Source organism: Streptomyces sp. NPDC048473, assembly GCF_043200155.1.
GTDB lineage: Bacteria > Actinomycetota > Actinomycetes > Streptomycetales > Streptomycetaceae > Streptomyces.
Genome location: NZ_JBICXE010000011.1, coordinates 152,582 through 175,269, shown reverse-complemented (window position 1 = coordinate 175,269; position 22,688 = coordinate 152,582). Strand labels below are relative to the sequence as shown.

Below are 22,688 nucleotides of genomic sequence, written 5' to 3'. Positions count from 1 at the left end.
CGGTTCAGTGAACGCGGCCGCGCCCTTCGCCCGCCGCGCGAGAGCCGGTCAGAAGACGGCAGGCAGGACAACGGTCTCCGCCGCGTCGAAGCCGACCCCGACCGTCGCACCCTCCTGCGGGGCGTCCCGCAGCGCGCACTCCGCCTCCAGGACCGGTCCGCCCACCGGCGTCAGCTGTACGGCGACATGGTTGCCCCGGAACGTACGCGTCCCGACCGTGCAGCGCAGCCCCTCGTCCGGGGAGCCGATCCGGACCCCGGCCGGGCGCACCAGCAGATCGCACGCCCCCTGCGGCGAGCCCTTGGGCACCGGCACCCTGCCCCACACCGTGTCGGCGGCAGTGCCGGCCACCGTCGCCTCCACCACGTTGTCGAAGCCGAGGAACCGGGCGACGAAGGCGGAGGCGGGCTGCTGCCAGACCTCCAGCGGGGTGCCCACCTGGGCGATCCGCCCGTCGCGCATCACCACCACCCGGTCGGCGAGGGCGAACGCCTCGCCCTGGTCGTGGGTGACGGCGAGCACCGTGGTGCCCAACCGTCCGAAGAGCGTGCGCAGTTCGACAACGAGCCGCTCACGCAGGCCGCGGTCGAGCTGGCCGAGGGGCTCGTCCAGCATCAGCAGCTTCGGGCTCGGGGCGAGCGCCCGCGCGAGGGCGACCCGCTGCTGCTCACCGCCGGACAGCGCGGCGACGGCCCGCCGTTCGGCGCCGGGCAGGCCCACCAGGTCGAGGAGTTCGCCGACCCTGCGTTCCTGATCGCGCCGCGACACCCCGTGCATCCGCAGCCCGAAGGCGACATTGGCGCCGACATCCCGGTGCGGGAAGAGCTGGTGGTCCTGGAACATCAGGCCGAGTCCGCGCCGGTGAACCGGCACCCCGGCCTGGTCCGCGCCGTCCAGCAGCACCCGGCCACCGTCCGGCGGGTGCAGTCCGGCGACCACCCGCAGCAGGGTCGACTTGCCGCTGCCGCTCGGCCCCAGCACGCACACGATCTCGTGCTCGGCGACCTCCAGATCCACCCTGTCGAGCGCCGCCCGCTCACCGAAGCGAACCGTGGCCGATTCCAGTGTCAGCATCTCTAGAACTCCCCGGATCGGTCCGTGCGGATACGTTCGAGCAGCAGCAGCGAGAGGGCACAGACCACCATCAGAAGGGTGCTGAGGGCCATCGCCTGGCCGTAGTTGAGCTCCCCGGCCCGCCCCAGCAGCCGGGCCACGGCCACCGGCAGCGTCGGGCGGTCGGGCCGTGCGATGAACACCGTCGCGCCGAACTCGCCGAGCGACACGGCGAACGCGAAGCCGGCGGCGACCAGCAACGCCCTTCGCACCAGCGGCAGATCGACCTCCCGCCAGGCCCGAAGCGGTGACGCCCCGAGCACCGCGGCCGCCTCCCTCAGCCGGCCGTCCACCGCCCGCAGGACCGGCAGCATGGTCCGTACGACGAAGGGCACACCGACCAGCGCCTGGGCGAGCGGCACCAGAATCCATGAAGTCCGCAGATCCAGCGGCGGCTTGTCCAGGGTGATCAGAAAGCCGAAGCCGACGGTGACCGCAGAGACTCCCAGAGGGAGCATCAGCAGGGCGTCGAAGCCGCGGACGAGCCGCCCCGCGCGCCGGGTCAGCGCCGCGGCGGCGAGCCCGCCGATGACCAGCGCGATGACGGTCGCGACCAGGGCGTACTGCAGTGAGTTCCAGATCGCTTCGAGCGGTGCGACCAGGAACGTACCGCCACCGGCGTCCGCGGACCGCAGGGCGCGGTAGAAGTCGAAGCCATGGCCGCCCGGAGTGTCCAGCGAGCGCTCGACCAGCACCCCGAGCGGCAGCAGTATCAGCACGAGCACGGTCAGCAGCACCCCGCAGAGCAGCGCCCACTGCCCGGCGCCGCGCGGCCTGCGGGCGGTCTGTGCCGGGTCGACCAGCTTCAGCGCGGTCTCCCTGCGCCGTACGGTCCACGCGTGCACGGCGAGGATCACGCCGACCGCGGCGAACTGCACCAGCGTCAGCACGGCGGCCGTCGGCAGGGCGAGCAGCTGGGCGGTCTGCCGGTAGATCTCCACCTCCAGCGTGGAATATCCCGGACCACCGAGGATCTGTACGACCCCGAAAGAGGTGAAGGTGAAGAGGAAGACCATCAGCGCGGCGGCGGCCACGGCCGGCGCGAGGGCCGGCAGGGTGACCCGCCGCCAGGCGGCGAACCGTCCGGCGCCCAGCACCCGGGCGGCCTCCTCCTGCCGTGGGTCGAGCTGTGACCACAGCCCGCCCACGGTCCGTACGACCACCGCGTAATTGAAGAAGACATGGGCGAGCAGAATTGCCCAGACGGTGGTGTCGAGCCGTACGCCCCAGAGTTCGTCGAGGAACCCGCCGCGTCCCAGCAGCGCCAGGAAGGCCGTCCCGACGACGACGGTCGGCAGGACGAACGGCACGGTGACGACCGCCCGCAGCAGTTGCTTGCCGGGGAAGTCGAAGCGGGCGAAGACGTAGGCGCCGGGCAGTGCGATCAGCAGGGTCAGCGCGGTCGAGGCGAGCGCCTGCCAGGTGGTGAACCAGAGGACGTCACGCATGTCCGGCCGGGTCAGCACCTCGCCGATCCGGCCGAACTGCCAGACGCCGTCCACCTTCAGCCCGCGGCCGACGATCGCGGCGACGGGGTAGGCGAAGAACAGCGCGAAGAACGCGACAGGCACGGCCATGAGGCCGAGCCGCACCGCGCTCTGGCGCCGGGCCTTCGCGCGCGCGGAGTTCGCGTGCCCGGAGCGGGCTCGCGGGCCCTTCCCGTGCACGCCCTCCCCACGCTCGCCCCTCCCGCCCGCGTCCGTTCCGCGTACGGGGGTCTTCGCTACTTCACTACGAGCGAGGACCACGACTGGACCCACTGCTCACGGTTCTTGGAGATCTTGTCCGGGGCGACGGTCGTCGGCTTGTCCACCGTCGCGCCGAACTTCGTGAAGAGTTCCGGCAGTGCCGCGCTCTTGACGACCGGGTTCACGAACATGTTGAGCGGCATGTCCTCCTGGAACTTCTTGCTGATCAGGAAGTCCAGCAGGGCCTTGCCGCCCGCCTCGTTCTTCGCACCGTTCAGCAGACCCGCGAACTCGATCTGACGGAAGCAGGTCCCGGTGGCGACCCCGGTCGGGGCCTCGGCCGGCTGCGGCTTCGCGTACAGCACCTCGACGGGCGGGCTGGAGGCGTACGAGACGACGAGCGGCCGGTCGGCCTTGGCCTTCTTGCCGCCCGCGGAACCGGAGAACTCCTCGTTGTACGCCTGCTCCCAGCCGTCGACGACCTTGACGCCGTTGCTCTTCAGCTTCTTCCAGTAGTCCTGGTAGCCCTTCTCGCCGTAGGTGGCGACGGTGCCGAGGAGGAAGCCGAGGCCGGGCGAGGAGGTCTCGGCGTTCTCGGTGACGAGAAGGTTCTTGTACGCGGGCTTCGCCAGGTCGTCGAAGGACTGCGGCGGCGCGAGCTTCTTGTCGGCGAAGTACTTCTTGTCGTAGTTGATGCAGATGTCGCCGGTGTCGATCGGGGTGACCCGGTGCTCGGCGTCGAGTTGGGTGTCGGCCGCCACCTGGTCGATGCCCTTCGCCTCGTACGGCGTGAAGAGACCGCTGTCGAGGGCGCGGGAGAGCAGAGTGTTGTCGACACCGAAGAACACATCGCCGCGCGGGGAGCCCTTGGTCAGGATCTCCTGGTTGAGCGCGACACCCGCGTCGCCGCTCTTCAGCACCTTGACGGTGTAGCCGGTCTCCTCGGTGAACTCCTTGAGCACATCCTTGGAGGCGTTGAAGGAGTCATGGCTGACGAGAGTCACGGTCTTCGAGCCGGAGCCCTTCGTGCCGCCGGAACCGGAGTCCGACTTGTCGGAACTCCCGCATCCGGCAAGTACCGTGACGCCGAGCGCGGCGGCGACAGCCGTCGCCGCAAGCTGCTTGGTTCTGCGCGTGGTGCTCATTGTGGATTCCTCCTGGGTTTTGGCCAGGAAGAGACGCGGCCCCGCCCCTGGAGAAGCGGGCAGGGCGCAACAGCATGAGTTGATGACCGAACTTCCTACCCGGAATGACCCGGGCGAGGTTCAGAGGGTCTGCGGCCGACCTGTTTCCCGGTGCCGCACTCTCAGCGCTGTGGCGCTCCCCTGTCGGAATATGAAGTTGATTTCAGGCCCAGGCTACACGGGCCGTTCCGGCCTCAGCGCTCGGATGCCGCCAGCTGCCCGCAGGCCCCGTCGATCTCCTGGCCGCGGGTGTCCCGCACGGTCACCGGCACTCCGTGTGCCGCGATCGCCTCGACGAACGCCTTCTCGTCCTCGGGCCGCGAGGCGGTCCACTTGGAGCCGGGCGTCGGGTTCAGGGGGATCAGGTTGACGTGTACCCGCTTGCCCTTGAGGAGCCGGCCGAGCCGGTCACCACGCCACGCCTGGTCGTTGATGTCCCGGATCAGCGCGTACTCGATGGAGATGCGGCGGCCGGACTTCTCCGCGTACTCCCACGCGGCGTCCAGCACCTCGCCCACCTTCCAGCGCGTGTTCACGGGGACGAGGGTGTCGCGCAGCTCGTCGTCCGGTGCGTGCAGGGAGACGGCGAGGCGGCACTTGAAGCCCTCGTCGGCGAAGCGGAGCATCGCGGGCACCAGGCCCACGGTGGAGACGGTGATCCCGCGCTGCGAGAGCCCCAGCCCGTCCGGCTCCGGGTCGGTCAGCCGGCGGATCGCGCCGACCACCCGGTTGTAGTTGGCGAGCGGCTCGCCCATGCCCATGAAGACGATGTTGGAGAGCCGCGCCGGACCACCGGGGACCTCCCCGTCGCGCAGCGCGCGCATCCCGTCCACGATCTGGTGGACGATCTCCGCGGTCGACAGATTGCGGTCGAGACCGGCCTGTCCCGTGGCGCAGAACGGGCAGTTCATCCCGCATCCCGCCTGCGACGAGATGCACATCGTCACCCGCTCCGGGTAGCGCATCAGGACGGACTCGACGAGCGTCCCGTCGTGCAGCTTCCACAGCGTCTTACGGGTGGTGTCGTCGTCACAGCTGATGTGACGGACCACCGACATCAGGTCGGGGAACATCGCCTCGGCGAGCTTGTCCCGCGAACCGGCCGGGATGTTGGTCCACTCGGCCGGGTCGTGCGCATACCGCGCGAAGTAGTGCTGCGAGAGCTGCTGGGCGCGGAACGGCTTCTCGCCGATCGCGGCGACGGCTTCCTTGCGCTCGGCGGGCGTGAGGTCGGCGAGGTGCCGCGGCGGCTTCTTGGCTCCGCGGGGCGCGACGAAAGTGAGTTCTCCGGGCTTAGGCATGGTTCTTCCAGTGTCGCAGACAGAACGGTGAGGGCCCGCCGCCCTGTGGACAACGGACCCTCACTCGTAAAAGCCCAGGTCAGGACGGTATGCCGTCCCAAGACTCAGCCGGAACCCACGAACAGCACCAGCAGCAGCCAGACCACCGGAGCGGTCGGCAGCAGCGAGTCCAGCCGGTCCATGATGCCGCCGTGCCCCGGCAGCAGCGTGCCCATGTCCTTGATCCCGAGGTCCCGCTTGATCATCGACTCGCCCAGGTCACCGAGAGTGGCACTGACCGCCACCGCGAGCCCCAGCAGCAGTCCCTGCCACCAGGAACCGCCGTCGATCAGGAACTGCATGCACAGCGCACCGGCGACCATCGCGAAGGCGACGGCCCCGAACAGGCCCTCGCGGGTCTTTCCGGGACTGATGCGCGGCGCGAGCTTGTGCTTGCCGAAGCGCCAGCCGACGGCGTACGCACCGGTGTCGCTGACCACGGTCAGCAGCAGGAAGGTGAGCACCCGCTGCGGTCCGTCGTCCGCGGTCAGGAGCATGGCGACGAAGGTGGCCAGGAACGGTACGTAGAACGCGGCGAACACGCCGGCCGTGACGTCCTTGAGGTAGCCCTCAGGAGGCTCGGTCATCCGCCAGACGAGCACCGCGAGTGCGGTCAGCGCCATCGCCACCCAGGCGCCCTCGGCGCCCCGGGCGTATCCGGCCACGACCATCGCCGCGCCACCGACCGCCAGCGGGATGAGCGGCGCCTTGATGCCCTTGCGCTCTTCCAGCCGGGAGGTGAGCTCCCACAGGCCCACGACGACGGCGACGGCGATCACACCGACGAAGACGGCCTTCACGATGAACAGCGAGGCGACGATGACGGCGCCGAGCCCCACACCGACCCCTATTGCGGATCGCAGATCGCGGCCCGCACGTTTCTTCTGCGGGGGCGGTGGCGCGGTGGACATGGGCTCCTGCGGCTTCTCGTCACGGAACAGGGGGCCGCCGCTCAGGCGTGCGGCCCCCTGGTCCCGGTCATCACGGTCGTCAGCGTCTCTACCTGCGTCGGGAACGTCCGGCACGATGGGCATGGGCCGAGTCTGCTGGGCGCCATGCACATCGTATGCAGGACCCGCCGGAGCGGCCTGCATCTCGGGCGCACCCCAGTGGCCGGTCCCCTGCGGGGCGCCCCAGGAAGAGTCGTTCATCAGACTTCGAGCAGCTCAGCTTCCTTGTGCTTGAGCAGCTCGTCAACCTGTGCGACATACTTCGCGGTGGTGTCGTCGAGCTCCTTCTCGGCGCGACGCACCTCGTCCTCGCCGGACTCCTTGTCCTTGACCAGCTTGTCGAGCGTCTCCTTGGCCTTGCGGCGCACGGCCCGGATGGAGATCTTGGAGTCTTCGGCCTTCGTCTTCGCGACCTTGATGTAGTCGCGGCGACGCTCCTCGGTGAGGTCCGGGAAGGTCACCCGGATGATATTGCCGTCATTGCTCGGGTTGACGCCGAGGTCCGAGTCGCGGATGGCCTGCTCGATGTTGCGCAGCGCGGTCTTGTCGAACGGCGTCACGACGGCCATGCGCGGCTCGGGCACCGAGAACGAGGCGAGCTGGTTGATCGGGGTCAGCGCGCCGTAGTAGTCGGCGACGATCTTGTTGAACATCGCCGGGTGCGCACGGCCGGTACGGATCGCGGCGAAGTCCTCTTTCGCGACGACGACGGCCTTCTCCATCTTCTCCTCGGCCTCAAGGAGGGTTTCTTCGATCACCACGTGCTCCTGCGTGTCTTGAGTGGGCCCGGCGTGCTCGGGCCCGGCGGGTCCTGCGTCGCGTCCTCACCTGCACGGTGTCCGACCGGCAGGCCGTTGTCCATCCTTCGGGACCTGTACCGGGGTGTTCCCCGCAGCCCCCGGACCTTCCCACGACTTCCCGGGAAGGTCCCCCGGTTCTCAGGCCCGGGTGCCCTGGTCACTCACGAGCGTGCCGATCTTCTCACCCTTGACCGCGCGGGCGATATTGCCCGTGGCGGTCAGCTCGAATACGAGGATCGGCAGCTGGTTGTCACGGCAGAGCGTGATGGCGGTGGCGTCGGCGACCTTGAGATCGCGGGCGAGCACCTCGCTGTACTCAAGGGCGTCGAACCTCACCGCGTCGGGGTTTTTCTTCGGGTCGGAGTCGTAGACCCCGTCCACCCCGTTCTTGCCCATCAGCAGACCCTGGGCGTCGATCTCCAGGGCGCGCTGGGCGGCAGTGGTGTCGGTGGAGAAGTACGGCATCCCCATGCCGGCGCCGAAGATGACGACGCGGCCCTTCTCCAGGTGGCGCACAGCGCGCAGCGGGATGTACGGCTCCGCGACCTGCCCCATGGTGATGGCGGTCTGGACGCGGGAGTCGATGCCCTCCTTCTCCAGGAAGTCCTGGAGCGCCAGGCAGTTCATGACCGTGCCGAGCATGCCCATGTAGTCGGAGCGGGCCCGGTCCATGCCGCGCTGCTGGAGCTCGGCACCGCGGAAGAAGTTGCCGCCGCCGATGACGATCGCGATTTGTGCGCCGTCGCGGACGACAGCCGCGATTTCCCGGGCGATGGCGTGTACGACGTCGGGGTCGACACCGAGACCCCCGCCGCCGGCGAACGCCTCTCCGGACAGCTTCAGCATGAAGCGTCCGGGTACCTTGCCCTCGTCGCGCTTGTGGTCACCTTTTGCGGCGTCCGCGCCCTTGTTCATGGAGATTCTCCTCGTGCACATACGAAGAAGGCCATTGCCGGTGGGTCTGGTGTCCCTCAGCGGCAATGGCCTCCTCGTCAGATCTGCGGTCGTACGGCATGTGTGCGGCCGACGACTGCACTAGACCCTATCGGGGTCCACCGTTTTTCGCGGACGGACTCAGATGCCGACCTTGATGCGCGAGAAGCGCTTCAGGGTGACACCGGCCTCGTCCAGAACCTTCTGGACGGACTTCTTGTTGTCCTTGGCGAACGCCTGCTCCAGGACGACGATGTCCTTGAAGAAGCCGTTGACGCGACCCTCGACGATCTTCGGAAGGGCGGCCTCGGGCTTGCCCTCCTCGCGAGAGGTGGCCTCGGCGACACGACGCTCGTTCTCGACCGTCTCGGCCGGGACCTCGTCGCGGTTGAGGTACTTCGGGGCGAAGGCGGCGATGTGCTGCGCGACGTCCTTGGCGACCTCGGCGTTCTCCTTGTCGAGCTCGACGAGCACGCCGACCTGCGGCGGGAGGTCGGGCATCGTGCGGTGCATGTACGCAGCCACGTAACCGCCGGTGAACTGCGCGAAGCGGTCCAGGACGATCTTCTCGCCGAGGTTGGCGTTGGCCTCGTCGACGTACGCCTGGACGGTCTTGCCGGCCTCGATCTCGGAGGCGAGCAGCGCGGCCAGGTCGGCCGGGGAGGTCGCGGCGACGTGGGCGGCGAGCGTGTTGGCAACGGTCTGGAACTTCTCGCCCTTGGCGACGAAGTCCGTCTCGCACTTCAGCTCAAGCAGAACGCCGGAGGTCTTGTCCTCGGAGATGAGGGAGACGACGGCACCGTTCTCGGCAGAGCGGCCCTCGCGCTTGGCGACGCCCTTCTGACCCTTGATACGGAGCGCCTCGACGGCCTTGTCGACGTTGCCGTCGGCCTCGTCGAGCGCCTTCTTGCAGTCCATCATGCCGGCGCCGGTCAGCTCGCGGAGCTTCTTGACGTCAGCGGCGGTGTAGTTCGCCATGAGTCTGTGTTTCTCTCTCGAAGTCTGAAAGATCTACGGGTGAACGGCGGGGGCGGTGCTTGTGGCACCGGCCCCCGCCGTCATTCAGCCGTGACGGAGGAGTCAGGCCTGCTCGGCGTCCGCGGCCGGGGCCTCGACAGCGGCCTCGGTCTCGACAGCGGGGGCCTCGGCAGCGGGGGCCTCGGCAGCGGCATCGGCCTCGGCCTCGGCCGGCGTCTCGGCGGCGTCCGCGACCTTCTCGGTCTCGGCAGAGGTCTGCACCTCGGCGTCGGCCTTCTTGTCGCCCTCGAGCAGGTCTCGCTCCCACTCGGCGAGCGGCTCGCCGGCGGCCTTCTCGCCCGGCTTCGAGTCACCGGTGGCGGCACCGGAACGGGCGATGAGGCCCTCGGCGACGGCGTCGGCGATCACGCGGGTGAGCAGGGTGACGGAGCGGATCGCGTCGTCGTTGCCCGGAATCTTGTAGTCGACCTCGTCGGGGTCGCAGTTGGTGTCGAGGATCGCGACGACCGGGATGTGGAGCTTGCGCGCCTCACCGACGGCGATGTGCTCCTTCTTGGTGTCGACGATCCAGACGGCGCTCGGCACCTTCTGCATCTCGCGGATACCACCGAGGGTCTTCTCCAGCTTGGCCTTCTCGCGGGAGAGAACCAGGAGCTCCTTCTTGGTGAGGCCGGAGGCGGCCACGTCCTCGAAGTCGATGAGCTCAAGCTCCTTCAGACGCTGAAGGCGCTTGTAGACGGTGGAGAAGTTGGTGAGCATGCCACCGAGCCAACGCTGGTTGACGTACGGCATGCCGACGCGCGTCGCCTGCTCGGCGATGGCCTCCTGGGCCTGCTTCTTGGTACCGACGAACATGATGGAGCCGCCGTGGGCGACGGTCTCCTTGACGAACTCGTAGGCGCGGTCGATGTACGACAGCGACTGGAGCAGGTCGATGATGTAGATGCCGTTGCGCTCGGTGAAGATGAAGCGCTTCATCTTCGGGTTCCAGCGACGGGTCTGGTGACCGAAGTGGACGCCGCTTTCCAGCAGCTCCCGCATCGTGACGACGGCCATGGCCGTACTCCTTGAGGTGCTCGGTTGTCGCGACCGCAGGATTGCTGTCGCGCCTGACGCCCCGACGCGCCGTGCCACAAGGGACCGAGGAGCGCGGCCACCGTCCGCAGAGAGGGAGGTGGCGGGGCGTGCGAAGTCGACCCGGTGACCCGGATCGCCATAGGAAGTGTACGGGACTGGTCGGGTGCCGGGTGACGGCGCTGTCCACAACCGGTCGGTTGTCCACAGACCCGGTTCATGATCCCCGCGATTCCGAGCGGTGCGGGACGGTTCTGCCATGCGATGCACACCTGATCCGACCGTTTCCTTCTTCAGGCACAGATTCTGCTTCCGCGAGGCCGCGCTGGTGGCGGTGGTGGCCTTTCTCGCGGCGCTGTACGGCGCGCCGGTCGCGGCAGCCGAAGAGCCCGTGCCTGTTCCGGAAACCGCGCCCGTTCCCTCACCGGCGCCCCGGCCCGACGGCAAGCGGCTGTGGCCGCTTGCCGGGCGCCCTGCGGTCGTACGGGGATGGGAGCCGCCGGCCAGCACCTACGGGCGGGGCCACCGCGGGGTGGATCTCGCGGCGGAGCCGGGCACGGCAGTGCTCGCCGCGGCCTCGGGCCGGGTCTCGTTCGCAGGGCGTGTGGCGGGGCGCGGGGTGGTGGCGATCGAGGTGGCCGGGACCGGCGATCCGCCGCTGCGGACCACGTACGAGCCGGTGCGCGCGCTGGTCGCGAAGGACGAGAAGGTGACGGCGGGACAGATCGTGGCGGTCGTGGAGGCGGGGCCTTTCCACTGCGCATCGGGCTGTCTGCACTGGGGACTGCGGCGCGGTGACACATATCTGGATCCGCTGTCGCTGCTGCCGCCGGAGCTGCTGCGACGGGGTCCGTCCCGGCTGCTGCCGGTGTTCGGCGTGCCGGAGCCCCGGCCCTCGGCCGAGGGGGCCGGGGACGGACTCGCCGCCCCCGGCGTTCTGCTCGCCGTTGCCGCGGTGCGGCCCCGACGTCAGTCCTGTACGCCCTGTACGCCTCGCAGGACCATGGCGACGGCGGTGTCCGCGATCACGCCCGGCTCCTCCGCCACGCCGAGTTCGATACGCCGCACCGCGGCGTCCACCGAGCCCTGCAGCAGCATCGCCGCCAGCCTCGGCTGCTCGTGGCCGAGGTCGCCGAGAGCCTCGACGATCATGGTGATCAGCCCGCCGTGCGCGGCCCGGATCTTCTCGCGTGCGCCCGCGTCCAGCTCGCTCGCCGAGATCGCGACGACGGCACGGTGGCGGCGGTCCCCGACGAGGTCGAGCTGTCGGCGTACGTAGGCCTCGATCTTCCCCTCGGGCGTGGTGGCCTGCTCCATCGCGTTCTCGACCTCGGCCGCCCAGACGGGGAAGTCGACGGTGCAGAGCTCTTCGACGACGGCCGCACGGGAGCGGAAGTACTCATAGACGGAGGACCGGGCGAGGCCCGTGCGTTCGGCGAGGGCGGGGAAGGTCAACGCCTCCGTACCGCCCTCGGACAGCAGGGAGCGGGCGGCGTCCAGGAGGGCGCCGCGCTGCATGGTCCGGTGCTCGGCCACCGAGGCCGCTCGAATCCTGGGCACGCATCCACTCTACGGCGACCGGTGTTCGAGAGGGCGCTTGCGGCCCCGATCGGTGACCGAAGCAGCCATGACGGCACCGGCCACCGGTGGTATCAGCGTCCGGCGTCGGCCAGTTTCGCGCGCAGTTGCAGCACCGATTTGGTGTGGATCTGGCTCACACGGCTCTCGGTCACCCCGAGCACATTGCCGATCTCGGCAAGGGTGAGGCCCTCGTAGTAGTAGAGCGTGACGACTGTCTTCTCGCGCTCCGGAAGCGTATTGATCGCCCGGGCGAGCAGCCGTCTGAGCTCACGGTCCTCGGCGACCTCCACCGGATTGTCGGCGGCGGTGTCCTCCAGCGTGTCCATCAGGCTCAGCCGGTCACCGCCCTCGCCGCCGACATGCAGCAGCTCCTCCAACGCGACCACGTTCGCCAGCGACAACTGGCTGAAAACCGCGTGCAGTTCCTCCAGTGCGATGCCCATCTCCGCGGCGACCTCCGGCTCGGAGGGGGTACGCCGCAGCTGCGCCTCCAGCGTGGCATAGGCGCGTTCCACGGCCCGTGCCTTCTGGCGCACCGAGCGGGGAATCCAGTCCAGCGCGCGGAGTTCGTCGATCATCGCGCCACGGATACGGGTGATCGCGTACGTCTCGAACTTGATCGCGCGCTCGATGTCGAACTTCTCGATCGCGTCGATCAGCCCGAACACCCCTGAGGAGACGAAGTCCGCCTGTTCGACATTGGAAGGCAGGCCCACACTCACCCGGCCCGCGACGTACTTCACCAACGGCGAGTAGTGCAGGATCAGCTGCTCCCGCAGCCGCTCGTCGCCCGTGGACTTGTATGAACGCCACAACTCGTCGAGCGAGGAGGGGGCAGGGGGGCGCACAGTGCCACGCGCAGCCGGTGGTACTGCCGCGCGGTCAGACCCGGAGGTGTGCTGGGGCATGTGGTGCCTTGAGCCGTTCTGCTGTGAAGTGCTGGGGGACTTGTGTCTGAGTCGGAATCCTTGTGAGCGTAGCGTGACTGAGGCGTCGCGGTCCGCGCAGGACAGTGGATCGGCGCTGTGCGATTCCGGCCGGTCGAACATGACTGAGGTCCGGGGCCGTCGCCGCGTGCGCCGGCCCCGGAGGCGTCGCTGAAGGATCCGCCGAGGTCATCGGCATCACCTTTTCACCCGAATGCTCCAGGTCAAGTACCGCCTCGCCGCGCGTCGCCATTGCATGTCGGTCTCGGCGTCAACCGCCATCCATCGCCATCACGTTCGACGAACTCCAGTGAGTGCAGTTCGTACAGTCTGCCGAGCGCCTCGTCGGTGCTGGTTCCAGCGGCGCGGGCCACATCTCGTCCGCTGACGGCGCCGCGGGACGGCAGCGCGTCGAGGACCCTGGCGGAGACCGCGTCCAGCAGGTCCCTGGGGTGTACGGGGCCGCGTCTGGCCGGAGCGAGTTCGCCGATGTCCCCCACCAGTTCGGCGACTTCGGCGGCATCCGTCACCAGGATGCCCTCCCCGCGGAGGAGTTCATGGACTCCTGCTGACAACCCGCTGGTGGCGGGGCCCGGCACGCCCATGGTGAAGCGGCCGAGCCGCTGCGCGCTGCGTGCGGTGACCAGCGAACCGCTGCGGTATTCGGCCTCGACCACGACCGTCCCGCGCGTCAACGCGGCGATGACCCGGTTGCGGAGAATGAATCTGCTGCGGGTCGGATGATCGGACGGTGGTAATTCGCCGATGACGAGCCCCTGTTCCGCCATGCGTCCGATCAGCTCGGCATGTCCCCGGGGATAGGCGACGTCCACTCCGCAGGCCAGGACCGCCATCGTCGCCCCGTCGACGGCGAGCGCGCCACGATGCGCTGCCCCGTCCACCCCGAACGCCGCTCCCGACACGACCACCCACCCCAGCTCGGCGAGCCCCGCGCCGAGGCTCGCCGCCATATGGGATCCGTACGGTGTGCAGGCACGGGCGCCGACCACGGCGACCGAGCGCAGCGCCCAGAGCCGCAGATCGCGCGGCCCCCGCACCCAGAGGCCGGTCGGCCTGGCGTCTGCCAGGTCGTCGAGCTGGCTGGGCCATTCCCGGTCGCCGGGGCAGATGAACCGCCCGCCGAGCGCGGCTACCGCCGAGAGGTCCCGCTCGGGATCGGCGCTCTCGGCCCGTAACCGGTATCCGTCCAGACGTTTCGGAGTCATTCCGCTCAGCCGCTCCGCGGCCCCGTCCCTGGTGGTGATCCGCCGTATCAGTTCGACGGCACCGCACTCGCGCAGCCAGCGGCCGCCGCGCTCGTCCCCCGGCTCCAGGATGCGGGTCAGCGCGGCCCGCGCCAGCCGTTCCCGATCGCCCACCGCCACCCCCGGTCCCGCGGCGCGTTCCGAGTCCCGCCCCGGCAGGCACCCCGGTTGCTGCCCCTGCCCGGCGTCCGCCCGCGGAGTCATGACGCTCCGGCCTTCGTCAGGGCGCCCCGTGGGATCCCGGTCCGCAGTTCCAGCGCCACCGCGATGTCGGAGGCGTCCGGGCGGTCCGCACCGCGCAGATCGGCGAGCGTCCACGCCACCCTGAGCACCCGGTCCAGGCCCCGTGCGGTGAGCATGCCCCGTTCCATGTCCCGTTCGGCCTCCATGAGCGCGCCCGGTGCCGCGACCAGCCGGGTCCGCAGCTCATGGCCGGGCACCTCGCTGTTGGTGGTCCAGGCGGTGCCGGCCAACCGGTCCGCCGCCCGCGCCCTGGCCTCCCGGACCCGGGCCGCAACAGTGGCCGTCGACTCGCCTCTGCCGCCCTGCCCCATCAGGTCCTGGCGCCTGACCGGGTCGACGAGCACCCGCAGATCCACCCGGTCGAGCAGGGGCCCGGAGAGCCTCGCCTGGTAGCGCCTGACCGTCGACGGCGGGCACTCGCAACCGGCCCCACTGAGGCCGTACCGGCCGCACGGACAGGGATTGGCGGCCAGCACCATCAGAAATCTGGCGGGCAGCCGCACCACCCCGGCGCTGCGTGCCACCACCACATGCCCCGACTCCAGCGGCTGGCGCAGCGCGTCCAGTGCCCGCATGGAAAACTCCGGCGCCTCGTCCAGAAAGAGAATCCCCCGGTGGGCCAGGGAGACCGCACCGGGCCGCGGCAGCCCGTTGCCCCCGCCGACCAGCGACTGCATCGTCGCCGAGTGGTGCGGTGCGCAGTACGGCGCGCGGGTGACCAGCGGTTCCCCCGGCGGCAGAATGCCCGCCACCGAGTGCACCGCGGTGACTTCCAGGGACTCCTTCCTGGTCAGCGCCGGCAGAATCGCCGGCAACCGCTCGGCCAGCATGGTCTTGCCGGCGCCCGGCGGGCCCGAGAGCAGCAGATGGTGACCGCCCGCCGCGGCAACCTCCAGCGCCTTGCGGGGCTTGTCCTGCCCTGCCACGTCCACCAGATCCGGCGGGCTGCCATCACCCTGCCCGGGCACCCGGGCGAGCCCGGTGCCGATACCCGCGCCGGGCACCATCAGCCCGGCCAGCATGGTGTCGGGGCGCCCTTCGTCGTGAGCCTCCCGCTCGTCCGGCACCGGCTCGTCGCAGAGCACCGCGATCAGCTGCCGCAGGCTCCGTACCCCGAGGACCGAGACCCCGGGCACCAGCGCCGCCTCCCCCGCAGTCTGCTCGGGCACGACGACCTGGCGGTACCCGGACTCCGCCGCGGCGAGGACGGCGGGCAGCACGCCGCGTACCGGCCGCACCCGGCCGTCCAGTCCGAGCTCACCGATCATCACCACATCGGCGATGGACGCCGGGTCGATCCGCTCGGCCGCGCCCAGCACCGCACAGGCAACAGCCAGATCGAACCCGGAGCCGCCTTTGGGTACGGAGGCCGGCGACAGGCCCACCGTGAGTTTCTTCTGCGGCCACTCGGCCCCGGAGTTCACGACCGCGGCCCTGACCCGGTCCCGGCTCTCCACCAGGCTCTTGTCCGGCAGCCCCACCAGGGTGAACGCGGCCACCCCCGCCTCCAGGTCCGCCTGGACCTCCACCACCACGCCCTCGACGCCGACGAGCGCCACCGAACACGCCCGGGCGAACCCCATCAGGCCACCCCCCGCGCGTGCTCGGCGACGGGCGCTCCGCGCCTGGGCAGCACCACGCCGATCAAGTCGATCCGGACCCCACCGGGTGGCGGGTCGCCGTGCCGGTGGAGCCAGATCCCGGCCAGCCTTCGCAGCCGCTCCGCCTTGACGGGTGTGACGGCTGCCATCGGATGCTCGAAGGCACCCACCCTGCGGGTCTTCACCTCGCAGACCACGAGTGCGTCGCCGTCCATCGCGACGATGTCGATCTCACCGGCACGACAGCGCCAGTTCCGTTCCAGTACGGACATGCCGGCGTCGGTCAGCAGCCGCGCCGCCAGATCCTCGCCGTACCGCCCGAGTGCCCCCCGTGCGTTCATATCGGCACCACCTCCGGGACCGACTCTGACGCGTTCGGTCCCAGCTGGTGGATCTTGGTGGACAACTCCGGGATTGTGGATAACTCAGCCACCCGGAAGTGGGAATCCATCCCCCTGACGAGCACGTGGAGCAGGCTCAGCCACCCGGAAGTTCGAGATCGCTCTTGTTGAGCTCCTCGATGTTGACGTCCTTGAACGTCAGCACCCGTACCTGCTTGACGAACCGTGCGGGCCGGTACATGTCCCAGACCCAGGCGTCCGCCATCGAAACTTCGAAAAACACCTCGCCCTGAACCGAGTGCACCTGCATCTCGTAGTCGTTGGTGAGGTAGAAGCGCCGTTCGGTCTCGATCACGTATTTGAACAGACCGACGACATCTCGGTACTCCCGGTAGAGCTTCAGCTCCATCTCGGTCTCGTACTTTTCGAGGTCCTCGGCGCTCATTGGCATGTTCCCCTTCAGCCGTGCGTGCCCCCATTGTGCGCCAGGCCCCGGCACCCCTGGGCGCTTAGGCGATTTCGGGGGCCAGAACCAGTGGCGTACGCGGAGGACCCTCGTCGAGCAGCGTGCGCAGCAGCTCGGCGAGTCTGGTCGGGTACACCGTCTCACGCGCCACCGACAGTTCGGCGGAGGTCCACCACCTCAGACCCGCGACGCTGCGCTGCTCCAGCCCGGTCAGCCCACTGGTATCGGTGGCGGTCTGCGTCGTACGTGCCAGGAAGTACCACTCGTCCTGGTTCCAGCGGCGCCCGTCGAACGGGAACGAGCACATCCGCTGCCAGAGCAGCGGGCCCAGCTCGACATCGGTGATCCCGGTCTCCTCGGCGAGCTCGCGCAGCGCGGCCCGTTCCCGGGTCTCATCGCCCTCCAGACCGCCTCCGGGGGTGAACCACCAGGTGCTCCCGGGGTCCTCCGGTTCGAACCCATGCATCAGGAGAATGCGGTCGTCAGGGTCCAGGAGCACCACCCGGGCGACCTTCCGCTGCTCAGTGCGCACCGGCAGGCACCCTTTCGCGCCTGTTCCGCGCCGACCGCGCGGACCGTGCCGCGATCGGGCCGGATGCGGCACCGACGAGGATGAGCACCACACCCGCCACCACCGCCCCGAGCTGCAGTCGCAGCGGTCCGGGCGACGACACCCCACCGGGGAAGGAGGCGAAGGCCTGTGGCCGCCCGACCATGCTGCCCAGCGGCCAGGCGATGGCGTCCACCCGGGCCTGCACCGCGCTGCGCGGCACGGAGCCCTGCCCCGGGTCGTCCAGGTGGACCCGGGAGTCCAGCGAGGCGCTGCGCTCGTCGCCGAGCAGAAAGAGCTGCCCCTTGGGAACATCCGCGGTGAAGTCGTTCACCGAGGCGAGGCCCTTGGTCTGCAGATACGGTTCCTCAACGGGTTTGCCGTTGACCGTGAGCCGGCCCTTGTCACAGCAGGCGATCTTGTCCCCGCCGATCCCGACGACCCGCTTCACCATCGGCATGGCGCCCCACACCGGATCGGTGAAGACCACCACGTCTCCCCGGTGCACCTCGCTGCCGTCGATCCGCTGTGCGAGCACCCGGTCACCGGCGTGCACCGTCGGTGTCATCGACTCGGTCGGCACGGTGTACGGCTTGTACACCACGGCCCCCCAGGCGAAGCCACCGAGGAAGAGCACACAGCCGACGGCCACGGCCAGCCCCGACAGCATGCTGCCGAGCCGACCGTGGCCGTCACCCGTACGTCCTGTTCCACTCATCCCAGCGTCCCCCACCTCGGAGATCGACAATCGCTGATCCGAGTCGGCACCCTACCCGGCGGTACGCCCGCTGGTCAGCCTCTTGCGCCGCCACAACACGAGGGGCAGCGCACCGGCTACACCGAGTGCTCCCGGGGCCAGGCCCATCGCCGCGTTGATCCCCGGCTGGTCGAAGGTCTTCGGGACCGGCAGGGTCGCCCAGCGGTTGATCGGCCACGCCACGACGATGGCCCGGCCGACGACCTCGTCGTTGGAGACCGTGCCGCCGCCCGGAAGTTCCTGGTGGTAGCGGGAGTCGAGGGAGTTCTGGCGGTGGTCGCCCATCACCCAGATCCGGCCCTCGGGCACCTTGATCGGGCCGAACGGCTCGTCATTGCAGGGAGTGTTCCCCGGGAAAATGAACGACTGGTCGTCCAGAGCCTTGCCATTGACCATGACCGGGCCGTTCTTCTTGCACTCCACCGTGTCGCCGCCGACCCCGATGACGCGCTTGATCAGGTCCTTCTCCTCGACGGACGGCATCAGTCCGATGAAGCTGAGGAACTTCTGCACCACATTCGGGTTGGGCGTCTGGGTGTCCTCCAGCCAGCCGCCCGGGTCGTGGAAGACCACGACCTCGCCGCGCTCGGGCTCAGCGCCGAACCAAGGGGTCAGCTTGTCGACCAGCACCCGGTCGCCCCGCTGGAGCGTGTTCTGCATCGAGTCCGAGGGGATCGAGAACGCCTGCACCAGAAACGTCTTGATCAGCAGCGCCAGAACCAGCGCGATGCCGATGAGCAGGGGCAGCTCCTTCCAGAAGGAGCGTGGCTTCTTCTGGGACGTACCACCGCCGCTGGGAGAGTCGCCGTCACCCTCCGTGCTGTCCGCCGCCCCGGCGGACTCGATGTTCTCCGGGTTGTCCGGCCGGTCCTCGGGTTCGTCGTGTCCGGATCGTGCGCCGACCGCCAAATCCCCCACATCCACTCCTTACTCCGTGCCACCGCCTGCGCCCTAGCCGGTGCAGGCCCACCACTCCCATAACGAGCGGGAGTTCCGCAGGGGTCGGGAGAGGGATCATTCCGTTGGGATCCTGGTACGACACACTATTCGACGGGCCCGATGCAGCAGGCGACCCGGCGCGCGCGTCCGGAAGCGATCCGAAAGTCGCCGGTTCCTCCAGTTTTCGCCAGTGGGCGAAGGGCCAGACGATCACCACAGCCCGTCCCACGACCTCATCCTCGGAAACCGTGCCGTGTTCCGGCTCGTCGAGGTGATAGCGCGAATCGGCCGAATTGGACCGATGGTCACCCATCACAAAGATGCGGCCGGCCGGAACCTTTACCTCGAATTTGATGAGGGAGGGCGGATTATCGGGATGCAGGTAGGGCTCATCGAGCGGAACGCCGTTGACGGTGATCCGGCCGTCCTTGTCACAGCACTTCACCGTGTCACCGCCGACCGCGACCACCCGCTTGATCAGATCCTGTTCGTCGTCGGACGGCAGCAGCCCGATGAAGGTCAGTGCCTCCTTCACCTGCTTGACGACGACGGGCGGGTCCTTCTTGCCGACGTTCTCCTGCTTCAGCCAGTCACCCGGGTCCTTGAAGACGACGACATCGCCACGCTGGGGCCTGGATCCGAACCAGGGCGTCAGCTTGTCCACGAGCACCCGGTCGCCGATCCTGATGGTCTGCTCCATCGATCCGGACGGGATCACGAAGGCCTGCACCAGGAAGGTCTTGAGGACGAGCGCGATCAACAGCGCCACGGTGATGAGGAGGGGGATCTCCTTCACTGCCGACCTGCGCCGCCGCCGTTTGACCTTACGGGCCAGCTTGCGCCGCTCCGCCCGGGTCGGCAGGGAGCGCGCCGCCGTCGGCCGGCTGCCGGTCGGCAGCGGTATCTCGGGGTCGGACCCGCTCTGCCGCCGCCCGCGGTTACCCATGGGCCCCGCCCGTCGCCCGTACGCCGGCGAAGGCGGCACTGTCCGGCAGCGAGCCCAGCCGGGCCGGCGGCCAGCCGATCCAGTCCACCCTGCCGATCACCATGTCGACCGGGACCATGCCACCGCCCGGTTCTCCCAGGTGGTCACGCGAATCGCGGGAATTGCTGCGGTGGTCGCCCATCATCCACAGCGTGCCGTCGGGGACGATGATGTCGAAGCGCACTGCGGACGGCGCGTCTCCCGGATACAGGTAGGCCTCGTCGACCGGCCGGCCGTTCACCTCGACCTTTCCGCGCTTGTCGCAGCAGACCACCCGGTCGCCTCCCACGCCCACCACCCGCTTCACGTAGTCGGTCTCAGCAGGCTCTGCCAGCCCCAGGGACGCCGCCACACCGTGCAGCAGGCCTGTGACGGGATTCTCCTGGGGAGCTTCCTGCACGAACGATCCGGTGCCGTCGAAGACCACCACATCGCCGCGCTGCGGTACGGAGCCGAAACGGTACGCCAATTTATTGACCAGCACCCGGTCCCCCACCCGCAACGTGGGCTCCATCGAGCCGCTGGGAATCAGGAAGGGCTGCACCACGAAGGCGCTGAGGAGCAGCACGAAGACCGAGCAGACAGCTCCGAGCGCGGCGGTCCGCCGCCACGAGATCGAGGCGGTCAACCGGTCCGGGATACGCGAGGAGCGCGGCCTCTCCTCCGACCCTGCTGCGGGTGCGGAGGAGCGGTCGCGCTCCGAGGGCTTGGCTTCCGTGTCCATCGGGGCCAGAGCTTATCCGGCCGTCCTGTGGACCTGGGAGTTAGCTCAGTTGTCGCGCTTCTCCTTGATCTTCGCGGCCTTGCCGCGCAGCTCACGGAGGAAGTACAGCTTGGCGCGACGGACGTCACCGCGGGTGACGAGCTCGATCTTCTCGAAGATCGGGCTGTGCACCGGGAAGGTGCGCTCGACGCCGACGCTGAAGGAGACCTTGCGGACCGTGAAGGTCTCGCTGACGCCCGAACCCTGGCGACGGATGACTACGCCCTTGAACTGCTGGATACGCGAGCGGTTGCCCTCGATCACTCGGACGTGGACGTTGACGGTGTCACCGGGGCGGAACGCCGGGACGTCGGTACGCAGCGATGCGGCGTTGACGCCATCGAGCAGGGAAGCCATGTTGTCTGCTTTCTTCGCCGATGCCACAGGTCATCGGCGGGAGATAGTAAGGAGATGAGGGTGCTGATCGCGTCGGGCGGGCGTCGTTCCCCCTGTGGCAGGGGCGCACGCCGGACGTACAGCAGCGGCCTATTCTTCCACGGCCTCGGGCCTGCGCCAAAATCGGCCACCGGGCTCCGGCGACCAGCCGAGGATGGAGAGGATCTCACGGTCCTTCTTGTCGAAGCCGCTTGCCTCGCAACGCTCGATGAGATCGGGCCGGTTGAGCGCGGTACGACAGAACGCCTCGTCCCGCCGCCAGCGTGCGATCTTCCCGTGGTGACCGCTGAGCAGGACGTCCGGGATGCCCCTGCCGCGCCACTCGGGCGGCTTGGTGTAGACGGGCCCCTCCAGCAGATTGGCCATCTCGCCGGGGGCGAAGGAGTCGTCCCGGTGCGATTCGGCGTTGCCGAGCACGCCGGGCAGCAGCCGGGCCACCGCCTCCGTGATCACCAGCACCGCGGCTTCCCCGCCGGCCAGCACATAGTCCCCGATGGACACCTCCACGACCGGCATGCGGGTCGCGTACTCGTCCATCACCCGCCGGTCGATGCCCTCGTAGCGGGCCGGGGTGAAGATCAGCCAAGGCCGCTCGGAGAGCTCGACGGCGAGCTCCTGGGTGAACGGACGGCCGCTGGGTGTGGGCACCACGAGCACCGGGGAGTGCGCCCCGGCCTCGTACCCGCCCGCCAGGGCGTCGTCCAGCGCCTCGCCCCACGGCTCGGTCTTCATGACCATGCCGGGGCCGCCACCGTACGGGGTGTCGTCGACCGTGTTGTGCCGGTCGTACGTCCAGTCCCGCAGGTCGTGTACATGCACATCGAGGCGGCCGCGGGTACGGGCCTTGCCGACGAGCGAGACGTTCAGCGGTTCCAGGTACTCCGGGAAGATCGTGACGACGTCGAGGCGCATCAGACGTCCTTCCCGGACTCGGGCGCCTCGTCCCCGTCGCCCTCTTCGTCGTGCGAGGAGGCGATCACGGCCTGGCTCTCGTCGATCAGACCGGGCGGCGGGGTGATCACCGCGCGCTGCTCATCCAGATCGATCTCGGTGACGATCTCCTCGACGAACGGGATCATCACTTCGCTGCCGTCCGGCCGCTCGACGATGAAGAGGTCCTGGGACGGCAGATGCGTGATCTCGGTGATCCGGCCGATCTCGGTGCCGTCGGCAAGGACCACGTCGAGGTCCATGAGCTGATGGTCATAGAACTCCTCGGGGTCCTCGGGGAGTTCCGCCGGGTCGACCTCGGAGATCAGGAGCGTGTTGCGCAGGGCCTCGGCAGCCGTACGGTCGCGTACGCCCTCGAAGCGCAGCAGCAACCGTCCGCTGTGCACCCGGCCGGTCTCGATCGTCAGCGGTCCGGCGGTGGCCGGTTCGGTGGCGAGTACGGCCCCGGGCGCGAGCCGCAGCTCCGGCTCGTCCGTACGCACCTCGACGGTGACCTCGCCCTTGATGCCATGGGCACGGCCGATCCGCGCGACTACCAACTGCACCTTGTGTCTCTCCTGTCATACGACGACGGGCCGGGGCGGGCGCATGGCCCTCCCCGGCCCGTGCCGGTGTTCAACTCTGTCAGCGAACCTGATCCACATCGACGAGGTCGACGCGGATACCACGGCCGCCGATGGCGCCCACGACGGTACGCAGTGCGCGTGCGGTGCGGCCGTTGCGGCCGATCACCTTACCGAGGTCATCGGGGTGAACCCGGACCTCGAGCACGCGACCACGGCGCAGGTTGCGCGAGGCGACCTGCACATCGTCGGGGTTGTCGACGATGCCCTTCACGAGGTGCTCGAGAGCCTCCTCGAGCAT

The 22,688-nt window shown here is 69.2% G+C and carries 24 protein-coding genes, 1 pseudogene and 1 riboswitch; of the genes and pseudogenes, 1 reads left to right on the top strand and 24 read right to left on the bottom strand.

All coding sequences use genetic code 11. From position 1 onward, the window contains the following. Positions 1–48 precede the first annotated feature (48 nt). The 9 genes from ACGFU7_RS20490 to rpsB all read right to left on the bottom strand — a co-directional run bounded on the left by ACGFU7_RS20490 (position 49) and on the right by rpsB (position 10,042). The gene (locus ACGFU7_RS20490; RefSeq protein ID WP_393697411.1) at positions 49–1,074 is read right to left on the bottom strand and encodes an ABC transporter ATP-binding protein; all 1,026 of its coding nucleotides are present in this window, start codon (positions 1,072–1,074) and stop codon (positions 49–51) included. Positions 1,075–1,076: 2 nt separating this feature from the next. Further along, positions 1,077–2,690 carry an ABC transporter permease gene (locus tag ACGFU7_RS20485; RefSeq protein WP_393697457.1) on the bottom strand — a complete coding sequence of 538 codons (1,614 nt, stop codon included), beginning with the start codon at positions 2,688–2,690 and terminating at the stop codon, positions 1,077–1,079. Positions 2,691–2,836: 146 nt separating this feature from the next. After that, entirely contained in the window at positions 2,837–3,946 is a 1,110-nt protein-coding gene (locus ACGFU7_RS20480; RefSeq protein WP_393697410.1) for a thiamine ABC transporter substrate binding subunit, read from the bottom strand. Between the two features lie 74 nt (positions 3,947–4,020). Continuing rightward, a riboswitch (TPP riboswitch) is annotated at positions 4,021–4,138 on the bottom strand. Between the two features lie 41 nt (positions 4,139–4,179). Further along, positions 4,180–5,286 carry a 23S rRNA (adenine(2503)-C(2))-methyltransferase RlmN gene (gene rlmN, locus ACGFU7_RS20475; protein ID WP_393697409.1) on the bottom strand — a complete coding sequence of 369 codons (1,107 nt, stop codon included), beginning with the start codon at positions 5,284–5,286 and terminating at the stop codon, positions 4,180–4,182. 104 nt (positions 5,287–5,390) lie between these two features. Then, on the bottom strand, positions 5,391–6,476 hold the full coding sequence (locus tag ACGFU7_RS20470; protein ID WP_393697408.1) for a phosphatidate cytidylyltransferase: 1,086 nt from the start codon (positions 6,474–6,476) through the stop codon (positions 5,391–5,393). Next, positions 6,476–7,033, bottom strand: coding sequence for a ribosome recycling factor (gene frr, locus ACGFU7_RS20465; RefSeq protein WP_037690170.1), 558 nt, complete (start codon positions 7,031–7,033; stop codon positions 6,476–6,478). The genes ACGFU7_RS20470 and frr overlap by 1 nt, the downstream gene beginning before the upstream one ends. A gap of 180 nt (positions 7,034–7,213) precedes the next feature. Further along, complete coding sequence (gene pyrH / locus ACGFU7_RS20460; RefSeq protein WP_393697407.1) at positions 7,214–7,990, bottom strand: UMP kinase; 777 nt, start codon at positions 7,988–7,990, stop codon at positions 7,214–7,216. Positions 7,991–8,149: 159 nt separating this feature from the next. Next, positions 8,150–8,986 carry a translation elongation factor Ts gene (tsf, locus tag ACGFU7_RS20455; protein ID WP_393697406.1) on the bottom strand — a complete coding sequence of 279 codons (837 nt, stop codon included), beginning with the start codon at positions 8,984–8,986 and terminating at the stop codon, positions 8,150–8,152. A 102-nt stretch (positions 8,987–9,088) separates the two neighbouring features. Further along, positions 9,089–10,042 carry a 30S ribosomal protein S2 gene (rpsB, locus tag ACGFU7_RS20450; protein WP_393697405.1) on the bottom strand — a complete coding sequence of 318 codons (954 nt, stop codon included), beginning with the start codon at positions 10,040–10,042 and terminating at the stop codon, positions 9,089–9,091. 277 nt (positions 10,043–10,319) lie between these two features. Between rpsB and ACGFU7_RS20445 the strand changes: the two are divergent. Next, positions 10,320–10,952, top strand: a pseudogene (locus tag ACGFU7_RS20445) (murein hydrolase activator EnvC family protein); the annotation flags it as partial. 77 nt (positions 10,953–11,029) lie between these two features. Here the strand turns inward: ACGFU7_RS20445 and ACGFU7_RS20440 are convergent. The 15 genes from ACGFU7_RS20440 to ACGFU7_RS20370 all read right to left on the bottom strand — a co-directional run bounded on the left by ACGFU7_RS20440 (position 11,030) and on the right by ACGFU7_RS20370 (position 22,688). Further along, positions 11,030–11,596, bottom strand: coding sequence for a TetR/AcrR family transcriptional regulator (locus tag ACGFU7_RS20440; protein WP_393697456.1), 567 nt, complete (start codon positions 11,594–11,596; stop codon positions 11,030–11,032). A 116-nt stretch (positions 11,597–11,712) separates the two neighbouring features. Further along, positions 11,713–12,549: an RNA polymerase sigma factor WhiG gene (whiG, locus tag ACGFU7_RS20435; protein ID WP_093899085.1), complete on the bottom strand. Its 837-nt coding sequence runs from the start codon at positions 12,547–12,549 to the stop codon at positions 11,713–11,715. 242 nt (positions 12,550–12,791) lie between these two features. Next, the gene (gene dprA / locus ACGFU7_RS20430; protein ID WP_393697404.1) at positions 12,792–14,036 is read right to left on the bottom strand and encodes a DNA-processing protein DprA; all 1,245 of its coding nucleotides are present in this window, start codon (positions 14,034–14,036) and stop codon (positions 12,792–12,794) included. Then, entirely contained in the window at positions 14,033–15,658 is a 1,626-nt protein-coding gene (locus tag ACGFU7_RS20425) for a YifB family Mg chelatase-like AAA ATPase (protein WP_393697403.1), read from the bottom strand. Before ACGFU7_RS20425 ends, dprA begins: the two co-directional genes overlap by 4 nt. Continuing rightward, positions 15,658–16,017, bottom strand: coding sequence for a YraN family protein (locus ACGFU7_RS20420; RefSeq protein WP_393697402.1), 360 nt, complete (start codon positions 16,015–16,017; stop codon positions 15,658–15,660). The genes ACGFU7_RS20425 and ACGFU7_RS20420 overlap by 1 nt, the downstream gene beginning before the upstream one ends. A gap of 136 nt (positions 16,018–16,153) precedes the next feature. Further along, complete coding sequence (locus ACGFU7_RS20415; RefSeq protein ID WP_003965949.1) at positions 16,154–16,462, bottom strand: DUF2469 domain-containing protein; 309 nt, start codon at positions 16,460–16,462, stop codon at positions 16,154–16,156. Between the two features lie 64 nt (positions 16,463–16,526). After that, the gene (locus ACGFU7_RS20410) at positions 16,527–17,015 is read right to left on the bottom strand and encodes an NUDIX hydrolase (protein WP_393697401.1); all 489 of its coding nucleotides are present in this window, start codon (positions 17,013–17,015) and stop codon (positions 16,527–16,529) included. Then, a complete protein-coding gene (gene lepB, locus ACGFU7_RS20405; protein ID WP_393697400.1) occupies positions 17,005–17,751 on the bottom strand; it encodes a signal peptidase I in 747 nt (248 codons plus the stop codon). Before lepB (ACGFU7_RS20405) ends, ACGFU7_RS20410 begins: the two co-directional genes overlap by 11 nt. Positions 17,752–17,802: 51 nt before the next feature. Further along, on the bottom strand, positions 17,803–18,699 hold the full coding sequence (gene lepB / locus ACGFU7_RS20400; protein ID WP_393697455.1) for a signal peptidase I: 897 nt from the start codon (positions 18,697–18,699) through the stop codon (positions 17,803–17,805). Further along, entirely contained in the window at positions 18,599–19,675 is a 1,077-nt protein-coding gene (gene lepB / locus ACGFU7_RS20395; protein WP_393697399.1) for a signal peptidase I, read from the bottom strand. The genes lepB (ACGFU7_RS20400) and lepB (ACGFU7_RS20395) overlap by 101 nt, the downstream gene beginning before the upstream one ends. Then, a complete protein-coding gene (gene lepB, locus ACGFU7_RS20390) occupies positions 19,668–20,438 on the bottom strand; it encodes a signal peptidase I (RefSeq protein ID WP_393697398.1) in 771 nt (256 codons plus the stop codon). Before lepB (ACGFU7_RS20390) ends, lepB (ACGFU7_RS20395) begins: the two co-directional genes overlap by 8 nt. Before the next feature lie 45 nt (positions 20,439–20,483). After that, complete coding sequence (gene rplS, locus ACGFU7_RS20385; protein WP_096626352.1) at positions 20,484–20,834, bottom strand: 50S ribosomal protein L19; 351 nt, start codon at positions 20,832–20,834, stop codon at positions 20,484–20,486. Between the two features lie 129 nt (positions 20,835–20,963). Further along, on the bottom strand, positions 20,964–21,785 hold the full coding sequence (gene trmD, locus ACGFU7_RS20380) for a tRNA (guanosine(37)-N1)-methyltransferase TrmD (RefSeq protein ID WP_393697397.1): 822 nt from the start codon (positions 21,783–21,785) through the stop codon (positions 20,964–20,966). Beyond that, the gene (gene rimM / locus ACGFU7_RS20375; RefSeq protein WP_393697396.1) at positions 21,785–22,369 is read right to left on the bottom strand and encodes a ribosome maturation factor RimM; all 585 of its coding nucleotides are present in this window, start codon (positions 22,367–22,369) and stop codon (positions 21,785–21,787) included. The genes trmD and rimM overlap by 1 nt, the downstream gene beginning before the upstream one ends. Positions 22,370–22,448: 79 nt before the next feature. Continuing rightward, on the bottom strand, positions 22,449–22,688 hold the full coding sequence (locus tag ACGFU7_RS20370) for an RNA-binding protein (protein WP_005311361.1): 240 nt from the start codon (positions 22,686–22,688) through the stop codon (positions 22,449–22,451).

Bases quoted from the DNA above. Each gene is read 5' to 3' on its own strand.
- trmD (WP_393697397.1), bottom strand. From the start codon at position 21,785: ATGCGCCTCGACGTCGTCACGATCTTCCCGGAGTACCTGGAACCGCTG.
- lepB (WP_393697400.1), bottom strand. From the start codon at position 17,751: ATGAGTGGAACAGGACGTACGGGTGACGGCCACGGTCGGCTCGGCAGC.
- rlmN (WP_393697409.1), bottom strand. From the start codon at position 5,286: ATGCCTAAGCCCGGAGAACTCACTTTCGTCGCGCCCCGCGGAGCCAAG.
- whiG (WP_093899085.1), bottom strand. From the start codon at position 12,549: ATGCCCCAGCACACCTCCGGGTCTGACCGCGCGGCAGTACCACCGGCT.
- ACGFU7_RS20480 (WP_393697410.1), bottom strand. From the start codon at position 3,946: ATGAGCACCACGCGCAGAACCAAGCAGCTTGCGGCGACGGCTGTCGCC.
- ACGFU7_RS20370 (WP_005311361.1), bottom strand. From the start codon at position 22,688: ATGCTCGAGGAGGCTCTCGAGCACCTCGTGAAGGGCATCGTCGACAAC.
- ACGFU7_RS20415 (WP_003965949.1), bottom strand. From the start codon at position 16,462: ATGAGCGCCGAGGACCTCGAAAAGTACGAGACCGAGATGGAGCTGAAG.
- ACGFU7_RS20425 (WP_393697403.1), bottom strand. From the start codon at position 15,658: ATGGGGTTCGCCCGGGCGTGTTCGGTGGCGCTCGTCGGCGTCGAGGGC.
- pyrH (WP_393697407.1), bottom strand. From the start codon at position 7,990: ATGAACAAGGGCGCGGACGCCGCAAAAGGTGACCACAAGCGCGACGAG.
- ACGFU7_RS20470 (WP_393697408.1), bottom strand. From the start codon at position 6,476: ATGAACGACTCTTCCTGGGGCGCCCCGCAGGGGACCGGCCACTGGGGT.
- ACGFU7_RS20485 (WP_393697457.1), bottom strand. From the start codon at position 2,690: ATGGCCGTGCCTGTCGCGTTCTTCGCGCTGTTCTTCGCCTACCCCGTC.
- lepB (WP_393697399.1), bottom strand. From the start codon at position 19,675: ATGGGTAACCGCGGGCGGCGGCAGAGCGGGTCCGACCCCGAGATACCG.
- tsf (WP_393697406.1), bottom strand. From the start codon at position 8,986: ATGGCGAACTACACCGCCGCTGACGTCAAGAAGCTCCGCGAGCTGACC.
- ACGFU7_RS20490 (WP_393697411.1), bottom strand. From the start codon at position 1,074: ATGCTGACACTGGAATCGGCCACGGTTCGCTTCGGTGAGCGGGCGGCG.
- ACGFU7_RS20420 (WP_393697402.1), bottom strand. From the start codon at position 16,017: ATGAACGCACGGGGGGCACTCGGGCGGTACGGCGAGGATCTGGCGGCG.
- lepB (WP_393697398.1), bottom strand. From the start codon at position 20,438: ATGGACACGGAAGCCAAGCCCTCGGAGCGCGACCGCTCCTCCGCACCC.
- dprA (WP_393697404.1), bottom strand. From the start codon at position 14,036: ATGACTCCGCGGGCGGACGCCGGGCAGGGGCAGCAACCGGGGTGCCTG.
- rplS (WP_096626352.1), bottom strand. From the start codon at position 20,834: ATGGCTTCCCTGCTCGATGGCGTCAACGCCGCATCGCTGCGTACCGAC.
- rpsB (WP_393697405.1), bottom strand. From the start codon at position 10,042: ATGGCCGTCGTCACGATGCGGGAGCTGCTGGAAAGCGGCGTCCACTTC.